Source organism: Nocardia sp. NPDC002869, from assembly GCF_046764065.1.
In the GTDB taxonomy this organism is placed as follows: Bacteria; Actinomycetota; Actinomycetes; order Mycobacteriales; family Mycobacteriaceae; genus Nocardia; species Nocardia rhamnosiphila.
In genome coordinates, this window is sequence record NZ_JBKOOL010000191.1 from 1 (window position 1) to 10,377 (window position 10,377).

13 protein-coding genes and 1 tRNA gene are annotated in these 10,377 nt (G+C 66.6%); 7 read left to right on the forward strand and 7 right to left on the reverse strand.

Annotated elements, in window-relative coordinates; all coding sequences use genetic code 11:
* From ACLML9_RS25260 to ACLML9_RS25275, 4 genes are all read left to right on the forward strand, one after another.
* On the forward strand, positions 1 to 578 hold a 578-nt coding region (locus tag ACLML9_RS25260; protein WP_411947854.1), incomplete at its 5' end, for an NAD-binding protein.
* Between the two features lie 80 nt (positions 579 to 658).
* Positions 659 to 934: a hypothetical protein gene (locus tag ACLML9_RS25265; protein ID WP_411947855.1), complete on the forward strand. Its 276-nt coding sequence runs from the start codon at positions 659 to 661 to the stop codon at positions 932 to 934.
* A gap of 7 nt (positions 935 to 941) precedes the next feature.
* Positions 942 to 1,316: a hypothetical protein gene (locus tag ACLML9_RS25270; protein ID WP_411947856.1), complete on the forward strand. Its 375-nt coding sequence runs from the start codon at positions 942 to 944 to the stop codon at positions 1,314 to 1,316.
* 237 nt (positions 1,317 to 1,553) lie between these two features.
* Positions 1,554 to 2,330: an enoyl-CoA hydratase gene (locus ACLML9_RS25275; protein ID WP_411947857.1), complete on the forward strand. Its 777-nt coding sequence runs from the start codon at positions 1,554 to 1,556 to the stop codon at positions 2,328 to 2,330.
* A gap of 105 nt (positions 2,331 to 2,435) precedes the next feature.
* On the opposite strand, the gene ACLML9_RS25280 is transcribed toward ACLML9_RS25275, so the two are convergent.
* Together ACLML9_RS25280 and ACLML9_RS25285 are read right to left on the reverse strand one after the other, a co-directional pair.
* Positions 2,436 to 3,482, reverse strand: coding sequence for a hypothetical protein (locus ACLML9_RS25280; RefSeq protein ID WP_411947858.1), 1,047 nt, complete (start codon positions 3,480 to 3,482; stop codon positions 2,436 to 2,438).
* Between the two features lie 169 nt (positions 3,483 to 3,651).
* Positions 3,652 to 4,194 carry a MarR family winged helix-turn-helix transcriptional regulator gene (locus ACLML9_RS25285; protein ID WP_411947859.1) on the reverse strand — a complete coding sequence of 181 codons (543 nt, stop codon included), beginning with the start codon at positions 4,192 to 4,194 and terminating at the stop codon, positions 3,652 to 3,654.
* A gap of 178 nt (positions 4,195 to 4,372) precedes the next feature.
* Here ACLML9_RS25285 and ACLML9_RS25290 point away from each other — a divergent pair.
* Positions 4,373 to 4,444 (forward strand) — tRNA-Cys (locus ACLML9_RS25290).
* Positions 4,445 to 4,488: 44 nt separating this feature from the next.
* Here the strand turns inward: ACLML9_RS25290 and ACLML9_RS25295 are convergent.
* From ACLML9_RS25295 to ACLML9_RS25315, 5 genes are read right to left on the reverse strand one after another with little or no spacing between them, the layout of a single operon-like run.
* Positions 4,489 to 5,703 (reverse strand): tyrosine-type recombinase/integrase, encoded by a 1,215-nt coding sequence (locus ACLML9_RS25295; RefSeq protein WP_411947860.1) that lies wholly within the window; start codon positions 5,701 to 5,703, stop codon positions 4,489 to 4,491.
* Entirely contained in the window at positions 5,703 to 5,903 is a 201-nt protein-coding gene (locus tag ACLML9_RS25300) for a helix-turn-helix transcriptional regulator (protein WP_411947861.1), read from the reverse strand. Before ACLML9_RS25300 ends, ACLML9_RS25295 begins: the two co-directional genes overlap by 1 nt.
* A gap of 11 nt (positions 5,904 to 5,914) precedes the next feature.
* On the reverse strand, positions 5,915 to 7,549 hold the full coding sequence (locus tag ACLML9_RS25305) for a replication initiator (protein ID WP_411947862.1): 1,635 nt from the start codon (positions 7,547 to 7,549) through the stop codon (positions 5,915 to 5,917).
* Between the two features lie 38 nt (positions 7,550 to 7,587).
* On the reverse strand, positions 7,588 to 8,049 hold the full coding sequence (locus tag ACLML9_RS25310; protein ID WP_411947863.1) for a hypothetical protein: 462 nt from the start codon (positions 8,047 to 8,049) through the stop codon (positions 7,588 to 7,590).
* Positions 8,050 to 8,054: 5 nt separating this feature from the next.
* Complete coding sequence (locus ACLML9_RS25315; protein ID WP_411947864.1) at positions 8,055 to 8,240, reverse strand: hypothetical protein; 186 nt, start codon at positions 8,238 to 8,240, stop codon at positions 8,055 to 8,057.
* Between the two features lie 333 nt (positions 8,241 to 8,573).
* Between ACLML9_RS25315 and ACLML9_RS25320 the strand changes: the two genes are divergently transcribed.
* Positions 8,574 to 9,410, forward strand: coding sequence for a sigma factor-like helix-turn-helix DNA-binding protein (locus ACLML9_RS25320; RefSeq protein ID WP_411947865.1), 837 nt, complete (start codon positions 8,574 to 8,576; stop codon positions 9,408 to 9,410).
* Positions 9,407 to 10,213 carry a hypothetical protein gene (locus tag ACLML9_RS25325; protein WP_411947866.1) on the forward strand — a complete coding sequence of 269 codons (807 nt, stop codon included), beginning with the start codon at positions 9,407 to 9,409 and terminating at the stop codon, positions 10,211 to 10,213. The genes ACLML9_RS25320 and ACLML9_RS25325 overlap by 4 nt, the downstream gene beginning before the upstream one ends.
* Positions 10,214 to 10,377: the final 164 nt, after the last annotated feature.

Here is a 10,377-nt window from a genome sequence, read left to right on the forward strand (position 1 = left end):
CGGCCGGGCACCGGGCCCTGGACGCGCCGGTCTCCGGTGGGGTTTCCGGTGCGGCCGCCGGAACACTGACCTTCATGGTGGGCGGTGCGGATGCCGATTTCGCCGAGGCGCTGCCGGTGCTCGAGGTGATGGGCGCCAAGGTGGTGCACACCGGTGCCGCCGGGAACGGGCAGGCCGCCAAGATCTGCAACAACATGATCCTCGGCATCTCCATGATCGGCCTGTCGGAAGCGCTGGTGCTGGGTGAGAAGCTGGGCCTGAGCCATCAGGCGTTCTTCGATGTCGTCTCCACGGCCTCGGGGCAGAGTTGGTCGCTCACCACCTACTGCCCGGTTCCGGGTCCGGTGCCGACCAGCCCGGCGAACAACGACTACAAGCCGGGGTTCGCCACGGCGCTGATGAACAAGGACCTGGGTCTGGCGGTGGAAGCCTTGCGCGCCAACGGTGTCGAGGGCCGGATCGGGCAGCTCGCGGCGGAAATCTATCGCGAATTCAACGAGACCTCGGGCGACCGGGATTTCTCGGCCATCGTCACCGACGTACGCGAACGCAGCGGCGGAACCGGTCCGGCCGAATAGCCGGTCCGGTGGAGGGCAACGTTTCACCGACCCTCGCGAGTCGGTAGCGGAGCGGTAGGTCGGCCCCATGGCAAAACGGTGTGGCCCGGCACGGGGACCTGTCGTGTGACAGCGCGGCGGGTCCCTGCTCGGCCCGGCCGGAGATCGCCGGGGCCCCGTGGCCGGCTGGGGACGAGGACAAGACCTGGGACGTGGCCCGGGCCTGGGAGGAAGCGATTAACGAGCTCACAGCTCTGCTCGCCAAGATCGACGAGGCGCGTCAGGCGACCATGGCCGCGTATCCGGCGGGCGCGGCACGCGAGGAGATGGGTGGGCGGTTCGACGATCTGCGCACCGGCGAACACTCCTGGGAGTAGCGAATACATGATGGCGCAATACGATTCGGCGTTCGATATGGGCACCGAGTTACCGGCCACCAAACTCACCGTCATCCTGACGCTGTGCTGGCCGGCGATCGAGATCGCCTGGGCCTGGCTGTTCCCCCCGACCGCGCCCGCCGTGGAAGCGACCGCGATCGTCTCGACGCGCTCGGCTCTCGAGTTCAAGCCGGTGCGGGCCGCGATCCGCAGTCGGTGTCGGCCGGGCTCACCGCGGGGGGCGCGAACCCGGATGTCCGCGGGGTCCCCTCGACCGGCACCCACCTCCGTGTCGTCCGGACCGGATGCCGGGGTCCTGAAAGTGATCCAGGGCCGGCTGGGTTTCCGGGCGCGGGGAATCATCCATGCGGGTCTGGTCTGACGCGATCTCCCGGGGGACGGCCGGTACGTGCTGGGTCCGGAAGCGGAACTGGTCGGTATGGACGGCGCCGCGATGTGTGACTGGATCGAAGGCGCGGATGGCGGAGATCATGGTCCGACTGGGGACGTAGCCACCGCCGTAACCGTCGCGCCGCACCCTCGAGCCGTGTCGATACCGCTCGTCCGGCGGGCGGTATCGTCACCGATGTTCATGACCTTTCGAACCAGAGGATGCGCCGTGACCGACTTCGAGACGATTCTGCTGGAGCGCAAGAATGGGGTCGCCCTCATCACACTGAACCGGCCCAAGGCGCTGAACGCACTCAACGCGCAGGTCCTCGACGATGTGATCGCCGCGCTCGACGAGGTCGAACGCGACGACGAGATCGGCGCCGTGGTGATCACCGGCTCCGATCGGGCCTTCGCCGCCGGCGCGGATATCAAGGAGATGCAGCCGAAGTCCTACATGGACATGTTCATGGACGACTATTTCGCCCGCTGGGAGCGGCTGGCCCAGTTCCGTAAGCCGACCATCGCGGCGGTCGCCGGTTATGCGTTGGGCGGCGGCTGTGAGCTGGCCATGATCTGCGACATCCTGATCGCCGCGGATACCGCCGAGTTCGGCCAGCCCGAGATCAAACTCGGCGTCATTCCCGGTATCGGTGGTTCGCAGCGGCTGACCCGGGCGGTCGGTAAGGCCAAGGCCATGGATCTGGTGCTCACCGGCCGCAATATGGATGCCGAGGAAGCCGAGCGCGCCGGCCTGGTGGCGCGGATCGTGCCCGCCGCCGAACTGCTGGACACCGCGCTGGAGGTCGGTGCCACCATCGCGTCGATGTCACTGCCGGTGGCCATGATCGCCAAGGAGGCGGTGAACCGGTCCTTCGAGACCACGCTGGGCGAGGGCCTGCGGTTCGAGCGGCGGGTGTTCCACTCGCTGTTCGCGACCGCGGACCAGTCCGAGGGGATGGCGGCGTTCGTGGACAAGCGGCCCGCGAAATTCACCAACCGCTGATCTTCTCGGCGCGCGGGCCGGGGCCCGAGGCGACCGGTTCGGTGCCCGGCGGCAGCGCACCCCGGAGACCGCGGCCCGCTTCGCCGGCGGCGGTGCGGGCCCGGTTCAGGGCGCGGGCGGCGCGTCCAGGATGTCGGTGGGCACGAAATTGGTCCGGGTGGGTTGCGCGGCCCCGTTCTGGGCCGTGAGCAGTCCGGCCACGGTCGCGCCGAGCCCGATCGTCACCGCCGCGGCCGCGTAGACCCTGCGCCGCCCGACCGCGGGCGGGGCCAGCGGCACCACCTGACCGCCCGCCCGGATATGCGCGGTGCGGATACCGGCGGCGGGCCGTTCGGCCGCGAACAGCAGCGCGCCGCGCGCCGAGACGTACTCCGGTTCGGAATCGCACACCACCGGCAGGTCCAGCAGTTCGGTCAAGCGGGTGCGCAGGGCCGGGTTACGGGCGCACCCGCCGAGCAGGGCCACCGCGTCCGGCGCCGCCTCCGTCTGCTCGGCCACCCGGTGTACCAGTGTGGCGGCCGACTCCACCGCGTCCGCGCAGAGTTCGGCGAGGTCACTACGGGTGATCACCGCGCGTTCGGCGGTATCGGGGTCGGCGGCGGTCACGACACGGGCGCTGCTCAGCGCTTCCCGGTACCGGCGGGCCGCCGTTTCGTCGGTGTACACACCGGCGGAGTCCAGCCATTCGCACAGCAGTTCGTTGTAGCCGTCGCCGCCCAACCCCGGGCAGTGGGCCCCGGCCAGTACGGTATCGGTGCGGCAGTCGATCTGGGTGAGGGTCAGACCGGAGGAGCCCAGGTCGAACAGGGAGACCACCCCGGTCGTCGGCAGTTTCTCGGTGAACCTGAGATAGCGCAACTGCGCCAGCGGCTCGTCCACCAGGGTGACGCGGCCGGTGCCGAGGGCATCACCCACCACGTCGGCCTGCTCCCGGTTGTGGCAGGTCACCGCGGTTCCGGTGATGTACTCGTCGCGCCGGTCGGCGGCGCCGTACATCCGGCGGATCGCGATGAGGGCCGGTTCGGCCACCGAGGCACGGGCCGGGCGGGGGATATGGCATCGATCGATCGGCGGCAGGTGCGGTTGATCCGAATGGGTGAGTACCGCACGCGCACCAGAGGCGCCTACTGATACCCCGAGAACCAGCACCATAAACATATGGTGCGCCGCGGGCCGGTCGTTGCCAAGCCGAACCCCCGAGAAATTCGCCGAACGGGTGCCCGGCTGTGCTGTTTTCGCTGCCGTTCCGGCCCGGCGAACATTCGATATGCCCTGGTCGAAGTCTGGTTTTCCGCACCCACGCCGGCCGGCCGGGATACGGTCAGGGTTCGGCCCAGCGGGCCGGTTCCTCGCCGGTGTCGAAGTCTCCCGCGGTGTGCCGGAACTCGGTGAGCAACTGCAGCAGCGTCCGCAACCGCGCGGCCGGCAGCTCGGGCCGCGCGAACACCCGCTCGTTCAGATAACCGGTGGCCTCGGCCACGAGAGCCCTTCCGGCATCGGTGATCTCGATCAGCGTGGCCCGCCGATCGTTGGGATGCGGTACCCGGTTCACCAACCCCGCCGCCTCCAGCCGGTCGACCGAATTGGTGACACTGGTCGGGTGCACCTGCAACCGGGCACTGGCCACCGCCATCGGCAGCGCACCGGTCGCGCTGAAGTTCAGCAGTTGCAGCAACTCGTAGCGCGAGAAGGTCAGGCCGGTCGGGCGCAGGGCTTCGTCGACGCGCGCCATGACGATCTGCTGGGCGCGGACCAGTGAGGTCACCGCGGCCATCCCGTCGGCGACCGCACCCCATCCGTGGCCGACCCATTGACGGTGGGCCTCCTGGATCGGGTCGAGGGGCAGCGGGCGGGGGCGAGACATGTGTTCGATCATTGCACGGCGCCTCGCCGGTGAGCCGCGTCGTGGGCGCCCGCCGGTGGCGGGTGTCACCCGCGACGCCGGGCCGCGCGCCACCGGTCCGGGCGCTGTCACCGGTTGCGATCCGGCTGAGCGCAACTGTGTGCCGTGTGGCGGCGGCGAGCCATGATCATCGAGTCACGCGGGCGTGGCTGAGTGGTTCAGGCAACGGTCTGCAAAGCCGTTTACGCGGGTTCGATTCCCGCCGCTCGCTCAATGGTCAGGGACGTTTTTTGGAGGTCGGAGCCGGATTTTGGGTCATGCGGTCCGCAATTGGTCCGCAGCAGCTCTGGCACCGGCCTCCATCCCTGCCGCGACGACATCCAGGTCGTCCGGGAACAGATGGCCGTACAGATCGAGCGTGAGCATGGCGGTTTTGTGGCCGAGCATCCGCTGAACGACCTTGATATTGGCCCCGGCGCTGATCGCGAGTGATGCCGCCGTGTGACGCAATCCGTGTGGCACAAGCCCTCGAAGTCCGGCCGAGTTCGCGGCCTCATCGAACACCCGGCGAAACTCGTTGTACTCCAGCAGCCCGCCGTCCTTCTCGCTGGCGAACAGCTGCGCGGTCAATTCGCGACCCTCCATGAGGCTTTCGAGATCCTTCGCCAAGGTTTCCGGGATCGGCACCGACCGCGAATTGTGGTTCTTCGTGTCCGTCACCACGGTCCCTTTGCCGGCCACCGGAGTTGCCGAACGAGTCACGCGGAGCCGTCGATTGGCCAGGTCCACGTCCATCACCCGCAGCGCCGATGCCTCACCGATACGGATACCGGTGTAGGCGAGAGTGAACACCAGCGGACGCAACCGGCCTGCCGCCAGGCCCAGCCGCATGACCTCCAGATGAGTGAGGTAGCGGCGCTCACCCGCCAGCATCGACGGAAGCTCGATGTCGACGGCAGGATTACTCGCGAGCCGCTTGGACTTCACCGCGAACCGCAGCACCTGGCCGAGAACCTGATACGCCTGGATCACCCGCGACGCCGACAGACCCTGCCCCTTGAACCGGGCACTACCGGATTCCGACAGGTTCACCACCCAGTCCTGTATGTCCTCGAAGTCGATGTCTCGCAGTGGTATCGAGCCCCACTGCGGCAGCACGAGAGTATCCAGTAAGGACCGGTAGCCCGCGACCGTCTTCGGCTTGCGGAATTTCTTCGTCGCATACCACTTCTCCGCGACCACCGAGAACAGGACACCGCTACGGTCCGGATCAACCCACGTCCCGGTCACAACCTTGGTTGTCACGTCGCTGTCGAGCCAGCGTTGCGCCTCGGCCTTGGTGTCGAAGGATTGCGAGCGCTCCACGCCGTTCGGATCGACGTAGCGGGCCCGCCATCGCTTGCCCTTGCCGAACCGTTCTTTCGACTTCTCTTTCTTCTTGGACGTCGCTCCGGTCACCGGGTCGGTCACGACCACGGTCGGGTACCACCGATCCTCGATACCGGAGCGTGGGTTACGCCGAGTAGCCATCAGGCAGCCTCACCGGTTCCGGTCAGTTCCTCCTGCTCAGCGATCCACGCCAAGACGACCGACTTACGCCACACCCGCCGACGCGGCCCGAGCTTGAAACTCGCCGGGCCCCGACCGACATGGGCCCACCAACGCCAGGTGGCTTCCGGAATCCCGGTCAGCGCCTCGCAATCCTTCGCCCGCAAGTACGTCTCTTCCATCTTTCCGCCCCTCACGCTGCCGTACCCGACGAATCATGTTGGGGCGCAACGGTTTCACGTGTAACCGGCATATCCGGCACGACTGGTGGATCGGCCAGCATGGCTTGGGTGTATTCCGCGCGCCAGCTGATCTTCTGGGCGACCATTTGCATGATCAGGTGCTCACGGGGTGGCACGTTCGGGTCTCCGGGCTGTACCGGGGTGATAACCATCCGTTGCACCTGTTCCTGCGGCATGCCGGCCTCGGCGAGGCGTTGCCGGACGAAGTCCGCGCGGTCGGCCTTGTGGTCGGCCAGGTCCTTACCGGTCCACTTCCGCGACACCAGCACCCGACGACCCCGCAGGCCGAGAGTTTCCCGACGATGCGCCTTGCCCTTGCAGACGCCGGGCTGGGTCTTGGCGTTCGCGCCCTTCGGTACGACGCCGTAGCGGAACCAGATCCCGCAGGTAGGCGAGCACGGCGTCTTGCACAACTCCTGGTGGAGCCGGTCGTAGTGGTCGGCTGCCCGCTGGGACTGGGGTTCGATCACGTCCCCGATGGACTTGGTGAGGTACTTGGTCAGGTAGCCGATATGCCGTTTGGCTTCTTCGGTGCCGCCGAGGATGCCTTTGACGTCGATCTGCTGGCCAAACCGGATCACGTGCGCGGGTTCCAGCTCGTCTACCGAGTCCATGAGGTCCATGACCTGGGTCCAGGTCGGGACCGGTTCCCGGGTGTCGGGGTCCACGAACGCCTGTTGCTGATGATCGAAGAACGGGAGGGCGTCGGGGTAGGTGGGTTCATTGAAGTGCGGCCACCACACCTGGTGATACGTCGCGGCCGCCAACTGGCGGATCAGTTCCTTCGGGTCGGTGCCCCGGATCCCGATATGGATATGCGGAGCTCCACGACGCTGCGGCTCAACGGTGGCGAAGTACTGGATATCCCGGCCCGAGGCCCGGCGATAGTTCTGGATGAACCGGTCGAACAACGCCGCGAGATGGATCGTGTCCCGGGCCGCCTGGCGGTAGTCGTAGGTCTCCATGTTCACCGGCGCACCATCCGGACCCACACGACCGTAGGACGGGAGGGTGAGGGTCAGGAACAGCGACGGCCGGTACTTGCCCGCGTACTCGCGGCCGATGGTGGTCTTCCCGACCTTCTTGCGAGGCAGATCCGGTGCGGCCTGCTGACGGCGAGTAGTCCGCTTGCGGACCGGTTTCTCACCGGGGTCCAGGCTGGGGAGCTTGCCGCGGATTCCGGTCTCGCGGAGTTCGGTGTCGAGTTCGTCGACGACTTCCCGGATGCCGGCCATCATCACGGTGTCGCCGGTCTCCTTGGCGTCGGTGTAGGCGGACATGAGATCCGCTCGTGCTTTGAGTAGGTCCATCTGCTGTTCGGTGGGTTTCTTCTTCTCCACTAGCGGTTCCTCTCCGATGTGCCAGCCCTCGTGGGCCTGCTGGATACGCAGGAGCCGGGCACGGGCCGCACACGCCGGGCACACGCACTCCAACGTGGATTTGCACGGGGCCCCGATGTATTTGGAGCCGCCGTCATCGGTGATGGCCAGCATCGGCAGGGGGCGACGGCACACGCCTTCCTTCTCCGCCGCCGCAGCCGCCAACTCGACCAGGTTCAGTTCGGCCCGCCGCTCAGCCGCCGTCACGCGGGCGGGAGCTCCACCGAGGTCTGTCACCGTCGCCGTCACAGGGCCACCGCCTCGTTGCTCGCATCCAGCGGAGCGACCGGGGAGACGCGCTTGGCCGATTCGGAATTGAGCGGTTCGACCGGGGAGACGCGCTTGGCGGATTCGGCCGGGTGGAACGGCTCGTAGTAGTTGCGGTCGTTGTAGCTCGACCAGTGCCCTTCCTCGATAACCGGCTCACCGGTCTTGCGGGCGTAGCCGATCACCCGCTGTACTGCCGGGGCGGTGTGCATCAGACCGAACGCACACGTGCAGCCCTGAGGGCCGGAGAACGCCAACCCGGTACCGTCGCACTGGCGGCACACCGCCCACACGGAGACATCGTGCAGGGCGATGCAGTCCGGGTGCAGGCAATCCAGTTCACCGCACCACACGCAGCGACGGGCGAAGGTCAGCCGAGGCGGACGCACCACCTCCTGCTCGACGGACCGGTTACGCAGGGAAATCACATTCGAGGCCATGCCGATCACCGACCCATCCAGCGCACCGGAGCGCCGCCACCGGCAGGCCAGGACTCGTAGACCACCGGCACCGCCTTCTCGACCGGCAGCGGCACGACCTCGGCGACCGGCCCGGCGTACTCCACCTCTTCGAAGCCCTGGATGCAGTCGCACCGACCGGCCGCGTTCTCCGGGTCACGATGGCCGTTCACGTACTCGGTCCCGCCGCACCGGTCGCAGAACTGCCAGGCCGTGGCCGCGTGCGACGCGATGCAACGAGGCTTGTCGCAGTGCCGGCCAAGGCACCAGATGCACCACCCCGCCGCATTCAACCGGGACGGACCCATGACCGTCCCGACTACTGCCTGAGCGTTTCCCCGCATGATGACCTCCCTTGATCGGCCGACCCTTCGGCCCGCTTTACCCCTCTAAAGTCGAAGCGCGATCCCGTGTCCGGGAGGCGCTTTAGGGGGATAAAGAACACCGTACGCCGCCATTCCAGCAAACGCAATAGCCCCCTAAAGTCGCCGTCTACACTGGGTGCTGTGGCTACCCCCGACGACTTTGACCAGGCGCGGAACGATCCCGATCCAATCCGCCGTGGTCAGCGCGTGACGAAGCTGATGGCCTTCTATCAGCAGCGCGCGAACGAGCTAGCCCGTGCGCGGAAGGTCGCGATCGAGGAAGCCCACCGCGAACGGGGGATGAGCTACAAGGAGATCGCCGAGCTACTCGGGATTACGCAGGGCCGAGTCAGTCAGATTCGGTCGTCCGCGCCACGGGAAGAGCGAGCGTTCTTCGGCGTGGGTCCAGTTGCGGTCGGAATTCCACGACGGTTCGGGCTTGAGGATGGCCGCGAACGGCCATTCATCGATGCCAACGACCAGGCAACTCAGCTCGCGATCGAGGGCACGCTATCCCGGTTGGTGCTGGCCGCCGAGGGGTTCACGATCGATCCTGATCGTGAGGATTTGCCAGAGGGTGACTGTGTCATCGTCTGTGGACCGAAGTCGGCTCCGATCGCGCGACGGCTCCTGGAAGGTGATTCGATACTCGGTTTCGAGCGTGACGACGACGGTTGGTGGATTACCGATTCGCGGGCTGGACAGCGGCATTCGTCCCCGTATCGACGCGACAGCTCTATTCGGAAAGACATCGGGTACTTCTCGCGGCGGCAGGATGACGGACGCGTCATCGTCCACATCGCGGGGATCACCAGCGTGGGTTCGCTCGGTGTAGCGCACTGGCTAGACCGCAATCTCAAGGCGGTGTTTGATCCGAAGGCAACCTTTGTAAACGGTGTGATCGAATGCGAGTTCGATGACAGTTTCGCCGTGACGGATAGCCGGATCATCGTCGGCCCGTACGTGGAGACGCCTTGAACGTCCACAGCGCCCAGCTTCAGGAAGGTTCCGCCGAGGACCGGTTGTTCATCACCAACCGCGCGGTAGTCGTACTGGACGGCGCAACGTCGCACGACCCCGACTGTCCCTCCGCGCACGAGTACGTCGATTCTCTCGGACACCAACTATGCGAGCGCCTGACCAGTTCAAGCGGACTATCCGACATTCTTGCAACAGCGATCGAATCGACCGCGGCGAGACTTCGCCTCCCTTCCGGAGGGCAGGCACCATCCAGCACGGTCGCGATCGTCCGCACTGACGCGGATGCGATTGAGACGCTGGTTCTCGGCGATTCGTCCGTAGTTGTCGGATGTACCGATGGGACGCAAGATCTCATCTCCGACGAACGACTCGATGCACTCGACTTCCAAGAGTCCCGGATCTACCGGGAGCACCTTCAGGCCGGCCGCGGGTACAACTCGGACCACTTCGGTGTACTCCGAGCGCTGCAACGAAAGCAGCGTCAGCACCGAAACAAGCACCACGGTTACTGGATTGCCGAAGCGGACCCCGAAGCCGCTCATCGCTCGATCGTCCGCCGCTACCCAGCGGATCGGGTCGACTGGGCGATACTCGCTACCGACGGGGCCGTAGATCCGCTCACACCGCTGGGGGTCTCCTGGGACGAGGTTGCCGGCCTCGATGATCACGGCCTTGCGCAGTTGCTCTGGCGCGCGCACCAGTGGGAAGCCGATACCGATCCTGATGGCATGCAGCAGCCACGAGCGAAGCGCCACGATGACAAGACCATAGCCGTCATCCGGCCCGCCCCGGCGAACTGAGCACGGCCCGGTTCGTCTTCGTAGCCGGGAGTTTCAGCCGCTTTGTTTGCCTCTCCGGTTCCCAACGCGGTCGGCTGCCGAATTTAGCTATATAGGATCAAGAGCGGCGGCGCAGACGCGCCGCCGCCGCACTACGGCACACCGCCCCCACCTCGCAAGCTCAG